Raw genomic sequence first — 18,653 nt, 5'->3', positions numbered from 1 at the left:
CTTGTCAATTTCGGTTCCCGCCTGCCTCGGTCGCAATGAGGTTTCCCTTGCTAGGCGTGTTCTTCAGGTTCGGTGGTAGGCGGATCGAGTTCGGTACTGTTCTGCTGACGTGAGTCTGTGGCGCCAGAGTGACCGTCTGCGTGGGAAGCCGACTCTTCTGCTTTGGTCTCTGGGTGCGGGTTCTCGGAAGCACCTGCTGTCGTTGACCCGGCGGAGTTAGCGCCAGAGCTCTGGGCCGTGTCCGTTGCCGGGGCTCCGCCCGTCTTCTGATCGGTGACCTCCGATTGATCGGTGCCTGCCACCTGATCAGTGTCGTCCTTGCGGTTCTTCCTTGTCGTATATATGCGGTGGGCAATCCACCAGATGACGAAGACGATGACGGCGACGAGAACGATCCGGGAGAAGATCCCAACCCAACCTTCAACCCTGGTCCAGTTCTCACCAAGGACATAGCCAAGGGAAATGAGGACGGTGTTCCAGATCAGGGAGCCAACGAGGGTGAGGGCCGTGAAGATCGGTAGCTTCATCTTCGTGACGCCCGCGGGGATCGAGATCAGGGAACGGAAGATCGGGATCATGCGGCCCAGGAGCACGGTCCACGTGCCGTGCTTGCGGAACCAGGCCTCGGTCTTGTCGATATCGCTGATATTGACCAGGGGAAGGGCCCCCATAATGGCACGGGTACGGTCGCGGCCAAGGGCGTAGCCAACTCCGTAGAGCAGCCAGGCGCCGACGACGGATCCCGCGGTGCACCAGACGATCATTTCGACCATGCCGAGGGTGCCAAGGGACGCAGTGAAACCTGCGAGCGGCAGGATGATTTCTGAGGGTAGTGGTGGGAAGAGGTTCTCTAGGCCGATCAGGAGGAAGGCGCCGAAGCCGCCGAGCGACTCCATGACGTCCACCGCCCACCCGGCAATTCCGGTGAGCTCTTGATCCATTATTCTCCCAGGTAGGTAACGAGCTGGCTGGCCAGTCCCGTATAGGTTGCGGGGGTCAGCTCCAGCAGGCGGGCCTCCACATCGGCGGGGATGCCGAGGGACTTAATGAAGTCACGCATGATCTCTTCGGTGACCTGCTGACCGCGGGTCAGGTCCTTGAGTCGCTCGTACGGATTGTCCATGCCGGTTGCGCCCTTGATGGAAGCGACTCGCATGGCCTGCTGGATTGGTTCACCAAGAACCTCCCACGAGGCGTCGAGGTCACGAGCAAGGGCATTCGCATCAACGTCCAGGCCAGCAAGGCCGCGGGTGACATTGTCGATGGCGAGGAGAGAGTGGCCGAAGGCCACACCAATATTGCGCTGAGTTGAGGAGTCCGTGAGGTCCCGCTGCAGGCGCGAGGTAACGAGCGTGGATCCGAGAGTGTCGAGCAGGGCCGAGGATATTTCCAGGTTCGCTTCGGCGTTCTCGAAGCGGATCGGGTTGACCTTGTGCGGCATGGTTGACGAACCGGTTGAACCCTGGGCTGCCAGGTTCTGGTGGAAGTAGCCGAGGGAAATATAGGTCCACACGTCGGTCGCAAAGTTGTGAAGGATCCGGTTGAAGCGAGCAATGTCGGAGTAGAGCTCGGCCTGCCAGTCGTGCGATTCGATCTGGGTGGTGAGCGGATTCCAGCTCAGACCGAGCGACTCGACGAAGGACCGCGAGTGGGAGGGCCAGTCTGTCTCGGGCAGGGCCGTCACGTGCGCACCGTAGGTGCCGGTGGCGCCGTTGATCTTACCGAGGTATTCGGTGTCGCGGATCCGCTGGAGCTGGCGGGACAGACGCCACGCAAACACCGACATTTCCTTACCCAGGGTTGTCGGGGTGGCGGTCTGTCCATGGGTGCGGGAGAGCATCGGCTGGTCCCTCTGCTCGCGGGCCAGAGCCGAAATGTTGTTGACAAGGCGACGGGCCGCCGGGAGCCAGACCTTCTCGACAGCATCCTTGATGGTGAGGGCATACGCGAGGTTGTTGATGTCCTCCGACGTGCAGAGAATATGAACGATATCGGGGTACTTTACGCGCTTACGCAGGTAGTACTCGACAGCCTTCACGTCGTGGCGGGTTTCCGCCTCGATCTCGCCGAGCTCCTTGGGATCGACCTCGATGCTTCGCATCTCGTCCCGCTCCTCGGGCGTGAACTCGCCGGGCAGGATCCCCGTGTCGACAAGGTAAATGAGCCATTCGACTTCGACCGTGACACGGGCCCGGTTCAGGGCGTCCTCTGACAGGTGATCGACGAGTGGGGAAACGTAGGATGCGTACCGACCATCAAGCGGGCTGAGAGTGCTCATGACAGCCATGCTAACCGCCCGGGGAGTGCTCGGTCGTGATGATCCCACCTTTGTGGCGCGATCTACCGGCAGGTAGCAAGCGCATAGTGAGCGCGAATTGGCACTGATTAGGCGTGAATAAGGGCCGTTCTTGGTGAGAGGTGCAGATCGTCCAAGACGGATGTTTTGAAAACTGTCGTTAATTGGAACGGTGATGTTTTCCGCGTGGAATGATCTAGCAATGGCGCCATGAATTGGTCGAAGATGAATGTATGACACAGAGCCATACCCCTTGGACGAAGAACTACCAGCCGGGAGTTCCCGAACAGATCGAGACCCCGACGGACTCGCTCGTTGAGCTTTTTGAGACGGCTGTTGCCGGGGGAGGCGACTCCCCGGCCATGACGTTCTTTGGGAAGCAAACAACGTATCGCAAGCTCGGTGAGCAGGTGGTCGCGGTCGCCGAGGGCCTGCGTAAGCTGGGTGTGAAGCCGGGTGACCGCATTGCCATTGTGCTGCCCAACTGCCCGCAACACGTCGTGGCTTTTTATGCGGCGATGAGGATCGGGGCGATTGTGGTGGAACACAATCCGCTCTACACCTCCCGTGAACTACTTGCCCAGTTCCAGGACCACCGAGCAAAGGTGGCGATCGCCTGGGATAAGTCGGTGGAGAAGATTTCCGGTCCTGAATTCGGTATCGATACGATCGTTGCCGTCAACATGCTTGACGAGTTCCCAACCGTCAAGCGTCTCGCGCTGAACCTTCCGATCAAGTCGTTGAAAGAAAAGAAGGGTGCGTTGACCACGAAAACGACGGGCACCACGCCGTGGTCGACACTTGTGAAGGGGCCCGCAATTGCTCCGGACTACCCGAAGCCGACCGTTGATGACACCGCGGTTATTCAGTACACGTCTGGTACGACGGGCTCACCGAAGGGTGCGATGCTGACGCACCTTAACCTCTACGCGAATGCTCGCCAGGGTGCGGCATGGATGCTGGGAGCGGAAGAGCGGAAGGAAAATTCTTACGCGCTCCTCCCCATGTTCCACGCCTTTGGTATGACTCTTTATTTGACGTTCGGGATTATGAAACAGGCGAATCTCGTGATCTTCCCGCAGTTCAACCCCGACATGGTTCTTGACGAGGTGAAGAAGTATCCTCCGACGATTTACTGCGCGGTTCCCCCGATCTACAAGAAGACTGCCGAGCGTGCCCGCGAGCGCAACATCTCGCTGTCGGCAGCGAAGTACTGCATTTCGGGAGCCATGAAGCTCACAGACGACATTGTGGAGGAGTGGGAGGCACTGTCGGGCGGGCTACTTGTTGAGGGGTATGGCATGACTGAGGCATCGCCCGTTGCCCTGGGTAATCCCTTCCACGAGTCGCGCCGCACCGGCACGATCGGTGTTCCCTTCCCGTCGACGTACATGAAGGTCGTTGACATTGAGGATCCCTCGATTGAGGTTGCTCAAGGTGAGGAAGGCGAGTTGCTCCTTAGGGGCCCGCAGGTGTTCTCGGGCTATTGGGAGAACGAAGAAGAAACGACCAAGACTCTGTTACCGGGTGGCTGGCTGCGTACGGGTGACATTGTCACCGTTGATGAGGACGGCTTTGCCACAATCGTTGACCGGGTGAAGGAACTGATCATTACGGGTGGATTCAATGTGTCCCCGTCCGAGGTGGAGCAGGTTCTACAGCGCCACCCGGCGATCGAGGAGGCAGCGGTTGTGGGAATCGAGAAGGATTCCGGTGAAGAGGTTGTGGCGGCCGTTGTTGTTGCCCCGGGGCACACGCTTGATGCTGAGGAGATCCGGGAGTTCTGCCGCCAGTACCTGGCCCGCTACAAGGTGCCCCGCCGCATTACGGTCATGAAGGACATGCCGAAGTCGATGCTTGGCAAGGTGCTGCGCAAGAAGGTGAAGGAGCAGATTGCTCCGTCGCTGATCTAGTGCATCTTCGAGCGACTCCCTGGCAAGCTATGTTCCGGTAAGAGCAACGTGAACAGCTCGGAACTAGAGATAGTTCTGGGCTGTTCGCACCGTCTGTCTGCCGTAGCTGCCGCCGAAGAGCGAGGCGTGGACGATCAGGATGTGGAGCTGGTGTAGCCCAATCCGTTCGTTCCATCCCTCCGATAGTTCCTTCACCGATTCATATCCTGCGGTGATGTCGTCCCAGTGGGGAGCGCCAAACACGGTGAGCTGGGCAAGGTCCGACTCGCGGTGGCCGGCGTGGGAGGCGGGGTCGATGAGAACCCCACCATCTGCCGACCAGAGGACGTTGCCGGACCACAGGTCGCCGTGGAGGACCGACGGCCGATCGTCAGTGTCGAATGCTCCGTCCCGGAGAAGTTCCGCAAGGGCTTCGATTACCTGTGCTCCGTCCGTGTCTATTGAGCCGTTGGAAACGGCGGAGCCCAGGTAGGGCAGGATCCGGTCTTCCGCATAGAACACGCCCCAGGGCCGGGGCTGTGCCCCTGCGGAGACAAGTGGGAGGCGCTCCTGCCCCATGGTTCCCTCGCCGTGCTCGGCGAGATCAAATCCCGGAGGGGCCTGCCCAAACACGCGGTCGGAGCCGTTCTCGTGCAGGCCTGCAAGCATCGTCCCGAACTCGTAGGCGGCCTGCTGGGTGGGGGATGTTTCTTGGATGGTGACGGTGGCAAGCGAGGTGTCATCGACCTGGGCGAGCTCGGCGACTCTAGCCCCACATGCTCTCAGGTCCTGGAGCCCCGCTGCTTCGAAGGCGATCTGCCTGGAGGTGCCTCTCTTGACGTAAACAGACACTACTTGCGGTACTCCTTCGGCAGGAACATGTCGATCACGATGAGGATGATGGCGATGACAAGGCCGCCGCCGACGGCCCACCAGAAGGAATCAACGGTCAGACCCCACCCGAACTGTCGGGCCAACCAGCTGGACAGGAGAAGTATTCCCGCGTTGATGACCAGGTGCCACAGGCCGAGGGTGAGGATGTAGAAGGGGATGGACAGGACGATCAGGACTGGCCGAATGATTGCCGTAACGGCAACGAAGATTGCTCCCGCACCAATGAAATAGAGGGCGAGCTGACCATCTGACTGAGCGGCCGGGGCAGTAATCCCGTCCAAGAGAAGGCTCGTCAGCCACAGTGCCAGGGCGGTCACGAGTGTGCGCACAATGAACTTCATGGGCACAACCCTACTCGGAAGGTGCATGATGAGGATATGAGCCTTTTCCGTGAAGACCTTGCGAACCTGCCCTCTTACGTGGCCGGAAAACCCTCGACCGACCCTGCGATTATCAAGCTGTCGTCGAACGAAATGCCGTTCGAGCCGCTACCGTCGATCCAGGCCGCGATTACCGAAGGTGTTGGTTCACTGCAGGAGTATCCGGACATGATGGCAGTGAAGCTGCGCCAGCGGGTTGCTAAGTTCCACGGTGTCGACAGTGACTGGGTGGCCGTCTCCAACGGCTCCGTCAATATGATTGAAAAGATCCTCGATGCTGCCTGCGAGCCCGGTGATGAAGTGGTGTGTGCGTGGCGGTCCTTCGAGTCCTATCCCATCGCTACGGCCCTCGCCGCGGCGTTGACTATCAAGGTTCCCGTCACCGATCTTGGCGAGCATGACCTGGATGCGATGGCGGAGGCAGTGACGGACAAAACCGCTGCAATCATCGTGTGCTCCCCGAACAACCCGACGGGAACAGCCGTCACCCACGCGGATCTCGCACGCTTCCTCGACCGCATCGACGAAAGCATCCCGGTGATACTCGACGAGGCTTACATTCACTTTGCTCGCATGGAAGACAGGGTCCGTTCCGACGAACTCCTTGCAAAGCACGCGAATCTCATTGTTCTGCGCACCTTCTCCAAGGCGTACTCGCTGGCCGGACTGCGGGTCGGCTACGCACTCGCGCACCCCGCCACAGCGGAAACCCTCCGCACGGTCGGAACCCCCTTCGGAGTGAACGCCCTCGCCCAAAGGGCAGCTATCGCCGCCCTCGATGCAACGGACAAGGTTGTGGCCCGAACGGATGATGTCGTTGCCGAACGGGAACGCGTCATCGCCGAACTGGCGGATCTGGGATTCGCCATTCCGCGCTCGCAGGCCAACTTCATGTGGTTCGAGATGACTAACGTGGAACCGTTCCTGGCGGCCGCCGAACGCCACAGAATCGTTGTTCGCGCCTTTGTTGGTGACGGAGTGCGCGTCAGCATCGGCACCCCTGAAGCCAACGACCGGATCATTGCGGCTGCAGCGGAGTATGCGAAAAGCCTGCGATAGCTGGAACTACGCCTCCCGATCGGCCCGTGCCAATGAGCTCACCATTTCGCCCAAGAAGAGTTCGGCATACAGCGACGGTAAGAAGCCTCGTGAGAAGGGATTTACATCAGCAGTGAGCCGGTCACCGCGACCGTGGTGATAATTTCCCAGATGCCAATGGCTTTAACGGAGACGCGGCGCCCGATCTTGGCTGAATAGGTTGACACTGCGTATGTGCGGGCGGTCAGCGCCCACCAGACGACAGCGTGGAGGATGGGGAAGACCCCCATGAATGCGAAGACTGTGGCGGCAGTGGCGAAGACCGCGTGGTAGCCGACGGCAAGCCAGAAGAAGCCCTCGTTGCCGCGCTCGCGGATGTTTGTCTTCACGTAGAACGCAGTGCCGACGAAATAGGCGGTGATTGAGGCGGTGGCCAGCCACATCCAGTCCCACGCCTCCCATCCGTGCCTGCCCTGAGGAACGGTTCCAAGCAGGGTTGCCAGGTGGAAGGCCACGGGAGTGAGCAGCCCGGCGGCTACGACCGTCACCGTGTCGTTCAGAAGGGAACGGTCCTTCCGCTGGATCGACTGCCATGCCGTGATGATGATCAGGGGCAGGAACACGGGAACCCAGATGATCAGCTCGGGAACGAGGAAGGCGAGGGGGATGCCGGCGAGGCAGGTGAGGGTGCCGTAGACGATGACCGGCTTGCGGTAGCGGACCTTCCTGCGGGACCGGAGCCATTGGCCGGTTGAGAAGAAAGCAAAGTACCCGATCCACCACACGGCGAGCAACAGGAGATGGTGGGGGTGGAACGAAGACAGGATCGTCCCTACAAACGGCGGAACAATAATCATTGCCCACGCGCCGTGATAGTTCGGTACCCAACCTCGAGATGCCATGCCCCTATTATCACGGACTAAACCGTGAAGATATGGGACGTTAGATTGTCCTGTGCGGCACTCGCGCTCTACCGGAACCCAGGGTGCCGCGGGGAGTGGAATCTAGCGCCGGGATCGGAGTAATGCAGCGCGGGGATCGAAATGGCGTGCCCGGATGGGAAACGAGCGCAGCGTGGGGTTTAGAAGGTGGTGCCGCTGTTGCGGTTCACCGTGAAGCCCTTGCCGGACAACTGGGACCAGCATTCGACAGTGCTTCCGCCGCCCGTTACTTCGCAGGCAAAGGTGTCGTTCGCGTAGACGGCGTTGGCGTTCCGGTTGTTAGAGGACTGGATGCGCCAAGAACAGAGTTCGTTCGTGTCGCTCGCTTCGCCGACCGTGTACGTCTGCGTGTACGTTTCGCAGGATTCGGGAACCGACGGGAACGTGTACGTGTAGATCGAGCAGGCAGCCTGGGTGGAATCCATCGTGCAGTGGATATTGAGGCTGTCCGTATTGAAGTCGGTGAGCGGTCGAGCACCGTCGGGGGCGGGACGGGCCTTCGTTACCCAATCTGCTTCGTCGGAGATCTGTGCGAGCGCCAGCGGCACCCCAGCCCCGGAAACCCGGTTCGCGACATCGAGGGTGAAATCCTTCGGGCAGGAGTCGTCGATCTTGTTGAGCGTGTCGACAATAAGCTGACGATCGTCGTCCCCGAGGCCACCGTTCTGCTCGGATACGGTCACGAGCTCAGCGAGAGCGTTGGTGTCGGTTTCTGCGGAATCGCAGGTGGGTGCGTCCACAATCGCAATGACGGAGGCCCTGGGCTGTGCCAGAGGATCCGGTGCCTCTTCTTCGGTGTTGTCAGCCCCGGATGTCTCTGACTCGGTTGGGGTGGCGGATTCGGCGTTTGCAACCAGGTCGGCTCCGCCGCGGATGATGGCGGACCAGATGAGGAAAATGATGATCGACAAGATAATGCCCAAGACAACGAGTACGGCTTTAAGCCCGGGGCTCATGCCGCGGTTGTGCGATGTGTTGTTCTCACTCATAGGTACTCAAATCGTCGGAACTTCCCGAACAAGGATAGGTCAATACTGGCACAGGTTGCGAGAAACGATTATTCACGAGCCGCTACGCGGGCTATCCGCGACCTTTTGCTCGCGCCGCCAACATCTCGTTGTAGGCCTTCAGCTCAGCATCATCATCCCGGTCGGCGCGGCGGTCGATCTGCTTCGCGACCTTGTCTTCCGACCTGCCCCACATGATCGCCACCGAGATTGCGAGCGCCACGGTGGGGAACTCACCGATGCCCCACGTGATGGCACCGCCCACCTCCTGGTCGGCGAGAGCATTCACGCCCCACGGCAGTCCCAGCCAGCCAAAGAACTCGTTTGCGAGAACCGACGTGGAAGAAATAACGGCAATGCCAAAGAATGCATGGAATGCCATCGTTGCGAACAGCAGGAGGATGCGAAGCGGATAGGCGGGGCGGGTGGGGCCCGGGTCGATACCAATCAGCGCGTTCGTGAACATGTATCCGGCAAGAGTGAAGTGCAGGACCATGAGGAGATGACCAACGTGGGTGGTGAGCGACAGGTAGAACAGGTCAGTGAAATAGAACAGGATGAGGGATCCTGCGAAGTTCACGGCAGCAATAACCGGATGTGCCCAGAAAGCTCCGTACTTGGAATGAGCAACGGCAAGAATGATCTCCCGACCGCCCCGCGAGCCGTCGGTGCGGGCGGGGATTGCTCGGGCCAGGAGCGATACCGGGGCACCGAGGACCAGGAGGATCGGGATCACCATGGCGAGGATCATGTGCATGAGCATGTGGGCGGAGAACAGAACGGCTCCATACACTGCGGGTCCGCCGTTCGTTACCCAGAAGAACAGGACCATGCCAGCAATCCAGGAGAAGGCCCGCCAGTTGCGCCACTCGTCACCGCGAGCGTTGAGGCGCCTGACCCAGCGCACGTACTGCACGATCCCGACGACAGCTGCGAAAGCGAGGATGGGTTCGATGCGCCACTGAGTCAGGTAGTTGATGGTTTCCGGGTAGGGCGGGATTGGGTTCTGAGACAGCAGGAAAGCCGGGGTCGGATCGGGAACCGGGTCCTGGGGGACCGGCGGAGCCGAATTCGACAGGGCGGCAGCAACACCGATAACCCCGGTCATGATGAGCACTTCGCCGACGGCAAGCTTCGTAAATGGCCGCGGTGTCCCTTCGATGGTGGCGAGGGTGCGCCTGCGGTGCGCGAGGCCCGCGAGCGCCAGCACGCCCGTCGCGAGCACCTTGACGAGTAGGAGTCGGCCATAGCTTGAGGTGAACAGCTCTGCGGGGCTGTTGAATCGGATAAAACCGGCAAGGAAACCGGAGTAGATTGTCAGCCCCAGTGCCCACGCCGCGATTGAGGAATAGCGGGATGCGTAGGCGGCGAGACGGCCGCTCCTGGGGGCGGTGGCAAGGAAGGCAATGAGGCCACCGGCCCATGCGCTCATGGCAAGCAGGTGGATGTAGATCGAGGACACGGCAAGAGTGTGGGAGGCCGCGCCGGAGGCGTGGCCGGTCAGGGCAATGGGGACCATGGCAACGGCCGAAAGTGCCATGGTCCACGCGGAGCCCGCCATGGTCGAGGCTAAGGCCGCCACGATGGAGACGATAACGGCAAGCAGGATCGACCAGGCCATGATCTGGCCGAGCTCGATCTCGGTCATGAACTGCCACAGGCCCGGGCCAAGCGAGTTATCGGAGAGCGGTACCCCGGCGACCGAAGAGTAGGTAACAATGAAGTTTGCGAGTTCCAGGATCGGCCAGATGATTGCTGTTGTCCGCCCGAATTTCATGACCCGCTGCCATTCGGGTGCGTCGTATGTGAAGGACTTGCGCGGTCTTATTTCCGTGGTGGGGGAGTAGACGGTGGCGGCGATCAGGAACGCCCCAAAGGTTAGCGCGGCAACGGTATCCCGGCCGTACGTGAGAAGCGGAACGGCCCACCGGGTTACGGCACCCGGGTCGGCCAGAAGGGCTTCGGCGTAGATACCGGTGGTGAGCCCGGCGATGATTGTTGCGGCAATACCGACGACAATGGGCCAGGAAACTCCCGTGGGATTAAGCAGGCGCTGGGTAGTGGTCACCCCACCACATTATGTCCTAACACTGGGAGGCGTGATGAAATGATGGTGTAGAGGACCTCGCGATAGGAGCAGCATGCAGGTTGCAAATGGCAAGATACCGACTGAAGACATGGCGAGGGCACGCGACGCACTGGGGCGGGTCCAGGGCATATTCTCCGCCACGGTCGTGGGCCAGCGAGACCTGTATCAGGCTCTGATCGTCTCCCTCATGGCACGGGGTCATGTCCTCCTGGAATCCGTGCCAGGACTGGCAAAGACCACTGCGGCAGTGACTCTTTCGGAAGCAATTTCCGGATCTTTCTCCCGTATCCAGTGCACGCCGGACCTCATGCCGAACGACATAGTAGGCACCCAGATTTACACGTACGAGACCGGGAAGTTCTCGACCCAGCTCGGTCCCGTGCACGCCAACATGGTGCTCCTCGATGAGATCAACCGCTCATCCGCCAAAACCCAGTCGGCGATGCTGGAAGCCATGCAGGAACGCCAGACTTCGATTGGCGGCACCATCTATAAGTTGCCGGACCCGTTCATGGTGCTCGCCACCCAGAACCCCGTCGACGAGGAAGGCACCTACGTTCTTCCTGAAGCGCAGATGGACAGGTTCCTCCTCAAAGAGATCCTCACGTACCCGACTCCCGGTGAAGAGATCGAGATCCTCACCAAAACAGCCGAACGGGCCTTCGGAAAATCAACGGCCCAGCCGGTCACCACCGAGGATGTGCTCTTCCTTCAGGAGACTGCCGGACGGGTCTACGTTGACGAGTCAATCAAGGCCTACGTCGTTGCTCTTATCAACACGACCCGAGGCGGTGGCCCCCGCCCCATCCCCGACCTGCGACACAAGGTCCGGGTTGGTGCCTCACCCCGTGGCTCCCTGGCACTCATGCGAGTCGGTCAGGCACTCGCGTTGCTCAACGGCCGGAACTACGTTGTTCCCGACGACATCAAGTCCCTCCGGCACGCAGTCCTCCGTCACCGGATTATCCGAACCTACGATGCGCTCGCGGCAGATATCCCGCCCGAAACGATTATTGATGACGTGTTTGCGGCGGTGCCCACGCCATGACCGCACGCCGAGGTAACCCGTCGTCCCGAATGGCACTCGTGCGGGCCAGGCTTGCCCTGCCCACGATCCGCCGGGCCGTTGGGCACTCGGAAGGCCAACACTCCTCCATGTTCACCGGCCACGGCATCGACTTCGAAGACCAGGTCGAATATCGGCCCGGCGATGATGTGTCATCTATTGACTGGAAATCATCCGCCCGCGCCGGCCACCCCATTATCCGCCGTTTCGAACGCGAATCGGACGTCTTCACCCAGCTCGTGTTGGACATGGGAGTGGAGATGCTGGCAACAGCGCCGTCCGGGGAACGCAAGTGCGACATCGGGATATGGGCGGCGGACGTTCTTGCCTACCTCGGATCGTCTCGGGGCGACCGTCTCGGCCTCGTGTGGGGCGACTCCGAACTCAGCCAGGCAATCCCAGCCCGCCACGGCCGCGATCACCTCGAATTCCTCCTCAACAGGGCAGCTGCCGCCTACGAAGAAGCCGCGGCACCCGCCGATGTGAGCGGACTGCTTGAACGCGTCCTCACCCTCACCCGACTCCGCACCCTCATCGTACTCGTTACCGACGAAGCCTGGCCCACCTCCGCCGACCTCGACACGCTGCGGAAGGTGCGTGCCCGCCACGAACTCCTCGTCGTCCGCGTCGCAGACATGCCGATGACAGTGAAAGGCGTGGACCGGATGGTCGATGTCGACGGAGGCATCGTCATTCCTGCCTATGCCCGCGAAGATCCCGAACTGGCCGACATGCTCCGTCACCACCGACAAACCATGATCAACGAAGCCGACAGGATGCTACGCGGACACGGCATCAAACAGACCGTTGTGAACTCCTCCGACGAGGTCGTGCCCGCCCTCGTCAACATGCTGAGGAGGGGTGTCCGTGACTGACGACATGGTCGAAGACCTCGTTGCCCCGTTTGAGGCATCCCCGTTCTACATCGTTGCCGCCCTCGCCCTCCTCGTTGTCCTTGCCATGTGGCTGGGATGGCGGATTACGTCGATTGGTGCCAAGAAGCGAGCCCCTGTCCGGGTCCGCACCTGGCAGAAAAAGATTGACGACCTGCGAGAAGAACATCGGAACGTTGGGGACAGCCGGGTCTATGCCCTTGCCCTTGCGAAGCTCCTGCGTGACTTCGGGACAGAGAAAACCGGCTCCGACATGTCCTGGATGTCCGTGCGGGAAGCGACAGCCATGAGCGGCTTTACGGAATTTGGTGAACTCCTCTCCGTGTTGGAAGAGCCGTCGTTCGGTGCTTCACCCGCGGTGCCAAGCACCGCAGGTAACGGCGTCACCGGCGGCAGTGCGGAGGGTAGCGAAACTGCCGGTGAGAGTGGCAGTACCAGCGGGGCCGAAGTTGCGGCAAACGGTGGTGCTGTCGATCAATCGGGAGCTGCCGGTGGCCCCGGCACCGCGGACACGACCACAATTGATCACGTGACGGAGCGTGCGAAGGCGGTGGTCGGAGCATGGTGAACCCTTGGGCTCTCGCTATCCCACTCATCCTCATTGCCATCGTCGCCTACAGATGGTTTAAACGGGAACGTCACTCCGGTGAGGCAGTTCTTGTTGCCCACACTCTGCCGGGGCGGGTTCTGCCGCGCTACCGGGCACGGATCCGGCAACTGCGGATCGCCACCTTCGGGTCCTTTGTTTTGCTGGCTGCTGTGGCCGTCTCAAGCGCCGTCATGGTTGCCCGGCCGCACACCGTGGAAACCCGGGCTGAGGAGCTGGCCTCCCGCGACATTGTTCTCTGCCTCGATGTATCCGGCTCCGTTATTGGCTTCGACTCGGAAGTCATGAAGGCGTTCGCGAGCATGGTTGACGAATTCCAGGGGGAGCGGGTTGCCCTCGTTATCTGGAACTCGAACTCCCAGGTCGTGTTCCCCCTGACCGATGACTATGACCTGGTGAAGGAAAGGCTCAACGAGGGGGCCGAGGCGCTCGAAACCGACGGGTATAGCGACTACCCCACAAATCCTCAAGAGTTCTACGACTTCACTGCCGGCACGTTCCTCGAATCAACGGGAGGTGCCTCCCTGGTCGGTGACGGGTTGGCGAACTGCGTCATGCAGTTCGACATGCCGGAAGAGGAGAGGGCGAGGACGATTATCCTCGCAACCGACAACGAAGTGTCCACCCCCGAAGTGCAGATCTACTCCCTGTCTGAAGCGGTGGAGATGGCGGCGGAGCAAAGCATCGTCATCCACGGAATGTACATCGAAACCTACTACGGCTCGGTCAACTACGAATCCCAAGAAATGAGAGACGAAATAGAAGGGGCCGGAGGGTACTACTTCGTGGCCGGCGATGAGGAGGCTGCGAGCCAGCTCCTCGATGAGATCGAAAGCCAGCAGGCTGAAGACCTCGAATCCGATCCCGTCACCATCCTGGTCGACACCCCCGGTGCGTGGCCGATCATTGCAGCCGTCGGGATCGGCATCCTCGTCGTCGTGGGATGGCGGTACCGAATATGAGCTTCATGAACGCCTGGCCCGCCTGGGTCACCATTCTTCTCGTGCTGGCACTCGGGGTGCTCTGCTTCGATGCGTGGCGCAAGACCCGCAAAACCTCCACCTGGCTGCGCCGCGGCCTCATGGTCGCCTGCGTGGGAATCATTGGGCTTACGCCCGCCGCCACAATCATCACGGAAGAGCGGATCTCGAACGCCGAATATTACTTTGTGGTGGACCTGACCGGCTCCATGGGGGCAGAAGACTGGAACGGTGAAGAGCAGCGCCTCGAAGGCGTCAAAGCCGACATGAGAGAGATCATCGAGCAGAACCCGGGAGCCCAGTACTCGATCATTGCCTTCTCTTCGACTGCCACCCAGCAGCTTCCGCTGACAACCGATGAGCGAGCCGCGCTGTCCTGGCTTGATACTACGAGGCGCGAATCAACCATGTACTCCCAGGGCTCCTCAATTAACCGTCCCGTGGAAGAAGTTGAGAAGGCACTTGCCCGCTCCTTCGAGAACGATCCGCAGAACGTTCGTGTCATGCTGCTCTTCACCGACGGTGAGTCAACAAACAATCGGGACTCCAGTGCCGACGAACCGGTCGAATACGAGTCGCTCGCCGAATACGTCGACGATGGCTATGTCTTCGGCTACGGCACAACGGAAGGTGCGCCAATGCTCCGCACCTTTGCCGGGGAGGAAGAGCCCGGCAACTACATCACGGACCAAAGCACCGGTGAACCGGGAATCTCCAAACTCAACGAGGAAGCCCTCCAAGAGGTAGCAAGCCAGCTCGATATTGAATACGTGCACCGCACGACGCCCGGAGGAGCCGGGGAGCTTGTCGACGACATCCCGTTTGAAATGATTGCCGGAGACGGCCGGGAAGAGCGCGGTGCGCTCAACCCGGTTCTATGGCCCGTCGGTCTCGTTCTCATTGCGCTTGTCGGCTGGGAACTCTGGTACCTCACTCCCAAGGCTGTCTCGCTATTGAGGGGGACCCGATGAAGACCTACCACCTCATAACCGCTGTTATCGGCACGTTCATTGTTGCCCTCGCCGTCTGGTCCGGCCTGATCTTCGGATCCATGTGGTTCGGTGCGAAAGCCTACGAGCGGGGCGACTACGAGGCCGCCGAAGACTATTACCAGACAGCCGAACGAGTATCTCCGCTCGATAAGTGGCGGCCCGACTTCGGTCAAGGAACAGCCCTTCTCGCCCAGGACGAGATCAACCGAGGAATCGCCAAGCTGGAAGAAGCCCTCGAGACGGTCCCGAAGGCAGAGGTCTTCGAGGGCGGGGTCAAGGACCCCGAATCCTACGAATGCCTCGTTCGTGCCAACCTTTACCTTGGCTACGCTGCGGCGGACCGGGATGAAGACGCGGAAGAAGTCATTCAAACTTGCCCGAACCCCAACCCGAACGCCACCAGTAGCGGTGAAGAAGGCGACGAGGGCGATGAAGGTGGCGAAGGCGACGAGGGTGATGAAGGGGATGAAGGCGACGAAGGTGACAACCCGAACGGCAGCGGATCGGGCGACCCCACAGACCCCAAGCAAAGCGAAATGGAACAACGCAACCGCGAAGCTGACGAGCGGCGCCAGGAAGAACAGGAATGGGGCACCGGCGGAGGATCGGGCCCCCAGAACTGGTGAGCCGACCCGGTGGGTTACTTGCAGGGTGGGATTGGTCCGATATCCGTTGGGTTTTCGGGAAACTTCGCCCCGAGGGCCTGAATCACAAACCGCTCCGTGGAGTGGAAGAACTCGGTCCGTTCCGGTTCGCTACGGGGAACCCGCCTGCCGGTTAGAGTGCCGTTAATGAGCTGAATAGATACGCGGATGTTCTGATCGGGAATCGTCCCATTATCGATTGCGCGCGTAAGGATCGAACGCAACAGATCCGAAATCTGTTTAATGTGCTCCGCCAACTTCATCCCGGTGTCAGGGCTGATGACATCCTTCAACGGGGGACCGGGCGCCATAAGATAGCTGCGTTCTGCCAGTAGCTGGCTTCGAACATAGAAGCGAAGCTTGTCGATCGAATTGTCAGCCCGGGCCAGCATCGCCTTCGTGTTTGACAGGTATTTCGACATTTCTGACTCGACATAGGCGATCAGGATGTCTTCCTTGTCGGTGAAATGGTTATAGATCGTGGTGCGCCTAATCCCGGAGTGTTCCGCAAGGTCCGAGATTGACACGTTCTCAAATCCCCGTTCGGACATGAGAGTGCTCAGCGAGTCGAAAAGGGCTCGCCGAGTGTTGTCACGGTGCTCTATGAGCGACCGCCCGGAGATCTTGGGCATAGCCGAAGCATACGTGATACGAAGTGCCAGGTGAGCCGTAGAAACTGGGTGAGCCGCCCACCGGGCCCGAACCGGATTGTTGGCATCAACTGGATGGGTGACGTGCTGTACCCCGAATACTTCGACAATGACATTGTTGCGGAGACGAAGGAGTTCTACGACCTCTTCAACCGCTGCGAACTGTGCGACGAGGAAGTTGAGGAGCTTCTCGGCAACTCGACCCTCAAGGGATAGTGACCTGCAAGCAATCGGCTTGTGAGCAGAAGATGTGGGGCCGGAACCGCGCGATCCGGCCCCACATTCACATCTGTAAACGGCCTTATTCAAGAATCTATACCGGCCTGGATTCAAGCCATGTGTGGCCGGTTGCTAGCGGGTTGACACCATCCAGTCGGCAAGCTTCTTTGCGAGGGCAACATCGCCCGGGAGCCAATCAAGCTTCGTCACGTCTTCTGCTTCGCACCAGCGAAGCTCTGAATGATCGGAGCCCTGTACGGGTTCGGAATTGACTGTTGCGAGCCATACTCGCATGGTGTGCTTGCCGATCGGCCAGTCCCCTTCCGGCCCTTCAACCAGGTCGTAAAGAGTTGGAGTGACCCCGAGTTCTTCAATGATCTCGCGGACGCATGCCTGGATGGGATCTTCGCCCTCTTCTACCTTGCCGCCGGGAAGCTCCCACATCCCCGCTAGATCCTTCGGGTACGAGCGCTGGGCAGCGAGAAGTCTCGTGGGCTTCTCGACTGAATCGACAATGGCTGCGGCGACAACGAGTGACACGCAGCCACGATACCCTAGGCCGTCACTGCGGCGGAACGAAAGGGTTCGAGCTTCCGGAACTCCGTCCTCAACCCCATTCGGCCAGCCTTAAGATCGCGGGACATAACACCCATGGAAGCGAGCTGCCTGCGCAGAATCTCCGCAATGTCCGTGTTACCGGCCTTCAGAGCCTTCGTGCGTGCTGCGGCAATCCGCTTCGCGTCATCATCGAGAATCTCAATGTCGTCAGTAAACTCGCCTTCGCCCTGCTCGGTGTGCGACGGGGTGGGGTAGCCGTGATGGATCAGGGAAGAGCGCAGGGCCTGCGGATTAACTGCGCGGGCCCGAGCAAGCTCGGTTCCGCTCTTGCTGTACAGGACGATGTCTTCACCAAGGTAAATGGAGGAAACGAGTTCCTTACGAACCCGGACGCTTGCGCCCTTCCACGTCAGCAGGACATCATCATCCGAGATCTCGGCTCTCATGGACTCTGCGATCAGAGTGCCGGTGCCAACAATGGCAATGAGTGTGCCAAGAGCTGCGGTCAGTGCGAGGCCACGGACCTCGCCAACATGCGCTCCGACTCCCAGGAAGCCCTGGAAGTCGAACAGCGACAGAATGAACTCCGCAAGCAGCCCAAAGAGAGCGCCGAGGAGGACACCGATGACAAGGAGGCTCAGGCCCAGTGCAAGGCGGCGCCTCGTGCTCAGAGAAACTGTTGTTGCGTTCATGACAACTACTTTGCCCTGTCATTGCAACGATTGGCACCACCAGGGAGGGGGAGTGATCCCCGGGGAAAACTCCCCGGAGAAATCATCCAAAGTCGGCACCCATTGGATGGCTTAAAGATGGGCTTAAGCGAGTGCCCTCAGAACGCTAATTCTGAGAATGTGGAAGGTCGTAGATGACCGATTCGACAGGACCACGCGAATAACTGGCAGGACCGGTCGATCTCATCGAACGGCAGGGCTAGCTGAGGGCGGGTGGCCAAACGCAACGCTGGGAATTAGGCCTGGCCGCGTTCGATAGCGTCAGCCAGGTCCTTGGCATCCTTGAGCCCGAGTCCCGTCCATCCCCTAATTTCTTTGACCGCCATGATCTTCTGCTTGTCGTGGACGAGGAACTGGACTCGTTCCCGCTGCTCACCGGTTAGCAGGGTTGTTTTGGCGGTGGGTGCGGCCTGGTAAATGTTCTGAGAAGGCGCCGCGGATGTTGATGGCTGGTACGTGCTGGTCGTTGGGGAGGTGAAGGACGATTCGCCGAGAGTGTTTGCCCTCTTGTCACCGCGCCTGAAACTAAGGATGAAGGCGATGGCGCTGAGGACAGCGGCAACGATAGCGAGGATTGCCAGGGTTGAATGATCAGTATCGAGAAGGGCGATTCCGAGGTAGCCGCTGAGAGCTGCGGCAAGGAAAGTAAAGAAACCCATGGTGAATCCTTCGGTTAAGTTCGCAATCAGTATTACAGATGTACGTAACGCTAGGCCCGGCGTTCGCCACTTAGGAGACCTTCCTAAGAGATAGAGCGGTTCGGGGTAAAAGCTAAA

The 18,653-nt window shown here is 60.1% G+C and carries 20 protein-coding genes; 9 read left to right on the top strand and 11 right to left on the bottom strand.

Annotated features, from left to right (window positions below; genetic code table 11):
• Positions 1-50 precede the first annotated feature (50 nt).
• Positions 51-941, bottom strand: a complete 891-nt coding sequence (locus tag EJ997_RS09145; protein ID WP_126704277.1) for a DedA family protein — start codon at positions 939-941, stop codon at positions 51-53.
• Complete coding sequence (purB, locus tag EJ997_RS09140; RefSeq protein ID WP_126704276.1) at positions 941-2,287, bottom strand: adenylosuccinate lyase; 1,347 nt, start codon at positions 2,285-2,287, stop codon at positions 941-943. The genes EJ997_RS09145 and purB overlap by 1 nt, the downstream gene beginning before the upstream one ends.
• Before the next feature lie 242 nt (positions 2,288-2,529).
• Here purB and EJ997_RS09135 point away from each other — a divergent pair, with 242 nt between their 5' ends.
• Positions 2,530-4,209 carry a long-chain-fatty-acid--CoA ligase gene (locus tag EJ997_RS09135; protein ID WP_126704275.1) on the top strand — a complete coding sequence of 560 codons (1,680 nt, stop codon included), beginning with the start codon at positions 2,530-2,532 and terminating at the stop codon, positions 4,207-4,209.
• 63 nt (positions 4,210-4,272) lie between these two features.
• On the opposite strand, the gene EJ997_RS09130 is transcribed toward EJ997_RS09135, so the two are convergent.
• Both EJ997_RS09130 and EJ997_RS09125 read right to left on the bottom strand, forming a co-directional pair.
• On the bottom strand, positions 4,273-5,040 hold the full coding sequence (locus EJ997_RS09130) for a fructosamine kinase family protein (RefSeq protein WP_164719920.1): 768 nt from the start codon (positions 5,038-5,040) through the stop codon (positions 4,273-4,275).
• The gene (locus EJ997_RS09125; RefSeq protein ID WP_164719919.1) at positions 5,040-5,423 is read right to left on the bottom strand and encodes a phage holin family protein; all 384 of its coding nucleotides are present in this window, start codon (positions 5,421-5,423) and stop codon (positions 5,040-5,042) included. Before EJ997_RS09125 ends, EJ997_RS09130 begins: the two co-directional genes overlap by 1 nt.
• Positions 5,424-5,459: 36 nt before the next feature.
• On the opposite strand from EJ997_RS09125, the gene hisC reads away from it, so the two are divergent.
• A complete protein-coding gene (gene hisC / locus EJ997_RS09120) occupies positions 5,460-6,521 on the top strand; it encodes a histidinol-phosphate transaminase (protein ID WP_126704272.1) in 1,062 nt (353 codons plus the stop codon).
• Between the two features lie 101 nt (positions 6,522-6,622).
• Here the strand turns inward: hisC and EJ997_RS09115 are convergent, their stop codons facing one another.
• The 3 genes from EJ997_RS09115 to EJ997_RS09105 all read right to left on the bottom strand — a co-directional run bounded on the left by EJ997_RS09115 (position 6,623) and on the right by EJ997_RS09105 (position 10,516).
• Positions 6,623-7,402, bottom strand: a complete 780-nt coding sequence (locus EJ997_RS09115; RefSeq protein ID WP_126704271.1) for a YwiC-like family protein — start codon at positions 7,400-7,402, stop codon at positions 6,623-6,625.
• A 179-nt stretch (positions 7,403-7,581) separates the two neighbouring features.
• A complete protein-coding gene (locus EJ997_RS09110) occupies positions 7,582-8,430 on the bottom strand; it encodes a hypothetical protein (RefSeq protein ID WP_126704270.1) in 849 nt (282 codons plus the stop codon).
• A gap of 91 nt (positions 8,431-8,521) precedes the next feature.
• A complete protein-coding gene (locus tag EJ997_RS09105; protein ID WP_126704269.1) occupies positions 8,522-10,516 on the bottom strand; it encodes a cytochrome c oxidase assembly protein in 1,995 nt (664 codons plus the stop codon).
• Between the two features lie 73 nt (positions 10,517-10,589).
• Between EJ997_RS09105 and EJ997_RS09100 the strand changes: the two genes are divergently transcribed.
• Genes EJ997_RS09100 through EJ997_RS12930 form a run of 6 tightly spaced genes read left to right on the top strand, consistent with a single transcriptional unit; the run spans position 10,590 to position 15,701 of the window.
• Positions 10,590-11,585: an AAA family ATPase gene (locus tag EJ997_RS09100; protein WP_126704268.1), complete on the top strand. Its 996-nt coding sequence runs from the start codon at positions 10,590-10,592 to the stop codon at positions 11,583-11,585.
• On the top strand, positions 11,582-12,478 hold the full coding sequence (locus EJ997_RS09095; RefSeq protein ID WP_126704267.1) for a DUF58 domain-containing protein: 897 nt from the start codon (positions 11,582-11,584) through the stop codon (positions 12,476-12,478). Before EJ997_RS09100 ends, EJ997_RS09095 begins: the two co-directional genes overlap by 4 nt.
• Positions 12,471-13,064 (top strand): hypothetical protein, encoded by a 594-nt coding sequence (locus tag EJ997_RS09090; protein ID WP_126704266.1) that lies wholly within the window; start codon positions 12,471-12,473, stop codon positions 13,062-13,064. Before EJ997_RS09095 ends, EJ997_RS09090 begins: the two co-directional genes overlap by 8 nt.
• Complete coding sequence (locus EJ997_RS09085; RefSeq protein WP_126704265.1) at positions 13,058-14,065, top strand: vWA domain-containing protein; 1,008 nt, start codon at positions 13,058-13,060, stop codon at positions 14,063-14,065. The genes EJ997_RS09090 and EJ997_RS09085 overlap by 7 nt, the downstream gene beginning before the upstream one ends.
• Positions 14,066-14,070: 5 nt before the next feature.
• The gene (locus tag EJ997_RS09080) at positions 14,071-15,054 is read left to right on the top strand and encodes a vWA domain-containing protein (RefSeq protein ID WP_164719917.1); all 984 of its coding nucleotides are present in this window, start codon (positions 14,071-14,073) and stop codon (positions 15,052-15,054) included.
• A complete protein-coding gene (locus EJ997_RS12930) occupies positions 15,051-15,701 on the top strand; it encodes a tetratricopeptide repeat protein (protein WP_164719915.1) in 651 nt (216 codons plus the stop codon). Before EJ997_RS09080 ends, EJ997_RS12930 begins: the two co-directional genes overlap by 4 nt.
• A 14-nt stretch (positions 15,702-15,715) precedes the next feature.
• Here the strand turns inward: EJ997_RS12930 and EJ997_RS09070 are convergent, their stop codons facing one another.
• The gene (locus tag EJ997_RS09070; RefSeq protein WP_126704263.1) at positions 15,716-16,351 is read right to left on the bottom strand and encodes a TetR/AcrR family transcriptional regulator; all 636 of its coding nucleotides are present in this window, start codon (positions 16,349-16,351) and stop codon (positions 15,716-15,718) included.
• 48 nt (positions 16,352-16,399) lie between these two features.
• On the opposite strand from EJ997_RS09070, the gene EJ997_RS09065 reads away from it, so the two are divergent.
• The gene (locus EJ997_RS09065; RefSeq protein ID WP_164719914.1) at positions 16,400-16,585 is read left to right on the top strand and encodes a hypothetical protein; all 186 of its coding nucleotides are present in this window, start codon (positions 16,400-16,402) and stop codon (positions 16,583-16,585) included.
• A 135-nt stretch (positions 16,586-16,720) separates the two neighbouring features.
• Here the strand turns inward: EJ997_RS09065 and EJ997_RS09060 are convergent, their stop codons facing one another.
• The 3 genes from EJ997_RS09060 to EJ997_RS09050 all read right to left on the bottom strand — a co-directional run bounded on the left by EJ997_RS09060 (position 16,721) and on the right by EJ997_RS09050 (position 18,536).
• Positions 16,721-17,128 (bottom strand): (deoxy)nucleoside triphosphate pyrophosphohydrolase, encoded by a 408-nt coding sequence (locus tag EJ997_RS09060; protein WP_126704261.1) that lies wholly within the window; start codon positions 17,126-17,128, stop codon positions 16,721-16,723.
• Between the two features lie 14 nt (positions 17,129-17,142).
• The gene (locus tag EJ997_RS09055) at positions 17,143-17,838 is read right to left on the bottom strand and encodes a YqeB family protein (RefSeq protein ID WP_126704260.1); all 696 of its coding nucleotides are present in this window, start codon (positions 17,836-17,838) and stop codon (positions 17,143-17,145) included.
• 275 nt (positions 17,839-18,113) lie between these two features.
• Positions 18,114-18,536 (bottom strand): ribosomal protein L7/L12, encoded by a 423-nt coding sequence (locus EJ997_RS09050; RefSeq protein ID WP_126704259.1) that lies wholly within the window; start codon positions 18,534-18,536, stop codon positions 18,114-18,116.
• Between the last annotated feature and the right edge of the window lie 117 nt (positions 18,537-18,653).

Source organism: Flaviflexus ciconiae, assembly GCF_003971195.1.
GTDB classification, from domain to species: Bacteria; Actinomycetota; Actinomycetes; order Actinomycetales; family Actinomycetaceae; genus Flaviflexus; species Flaviflexus ciconiae.
Note: the sequence above shows the minus strand (reverse complement) of the source record. Positions and strands in the feature narration are given on the sequence as shown.

Bases quoted from the DNA above. Each gene is read 5' to 3' on its own strand.
- purB (WP_126704276.1), bottom strand. From the start codon at position 2,287: ATGGCTGTCATGAGCACTCTCAGCCCGCTTGATGGTCGGTACGCATCC.
- EJ997_RS09070 (WP_126704263.1), bottom strand. From the start codon at position 16,351: ATGCCCAAGATCTCCGGGCGGTCGCTCATAGAGCACCGTGACAACACT.
- EJ997_RS09110 (WP_126704270.1), bottom strand. From the start codon at position 8,430: ATGAGTGAGAACAACACATCGCACAACCGCGGCATGAGCCCCGGGCTT.
- EJ997_RS09080 (WP_164719917.1), top strand. From the start codon at position 14,071: ATGAACGCCTGGCCCGCCTGGGTCACCATTCTTCTCGTGCTGGCACTC.
- EJ997_RS09050 (WP_126704259.1), bottom strand. From the start codon at position 18,536: ATGGGTTTCTTTACTTTCCTTGCCGCAGCTCTCAGCGGCTACCTCGGA.
- EJ997_RS09125 (WP_164719919.1), bottom strand. From the start codon at position 5,423: ATGAAGTTCATTGTGCGCACACTCGTGACCGCCCTGGCACTGTGGCTG.
- EJ997_RS09100 (WP_126704268.1), top strand. From the start codon at position 10,590: ATGCAGGTTGCAAATGGCAAGATACCGACTGAAGACATGGCGAGGGCA.
- EJ997_RS09085 (WP_126704265.1), top strand. From the start codon at position 13,058: ATGGTGAACCCTTGGGCTCTCGCTATCCCACTCATCCTCATTGCCATC.
- EJ997_RS09115 (WP_126704271.1), bottom strand. From the start codon at position 7,402: ATGGCATCTCGAGGTTGGGTACCGAACTATCACGGCGCGTGGGCAATG.
- EJ997_RS09145 (WP_126704277.1), bottom strand. From the start codon at position 941: ATGGATCAAGAGCTCACCGGAATTGCCGGGTGGGCGGTGGACGTCATG.
- EJ997_RS09055 (WP_126704260.1), bottom strand. From the start codon at position 17,838: ATGAACGCAACAACAGTTTCTCTGAGCACGAGGCGCCGCCTTGCACTG.
- EJ997_RS09135 (WP_126704275.1), top strand. From the start codon at position 2,530: ATGACACAGAGCCATACCCCTTGGACGAAGAACTACCAGCCGGGAGTT.
- EJ997_RS09095 (WP_126704267.1), top strand. From the start codon at position 11,582: ATGACCGCACGCCGAGGTAACCCGTCGTCCCGAATGGCACTCGTGCGG.
- EJ997_RS12930 (WP_164719915.1), top strand. From the start codon at position 15,051: ATGAAGACCTACCACCTCATAACCGCTGTTATCGGCACGTTCATTGTT.
- hisC (WP_126704272.1), top strand. From the start codon at position 5,460: ATGAGCCTTTTCCGTGAAGACCTTGCGAACCTGCCCTCTTACGTGGCC.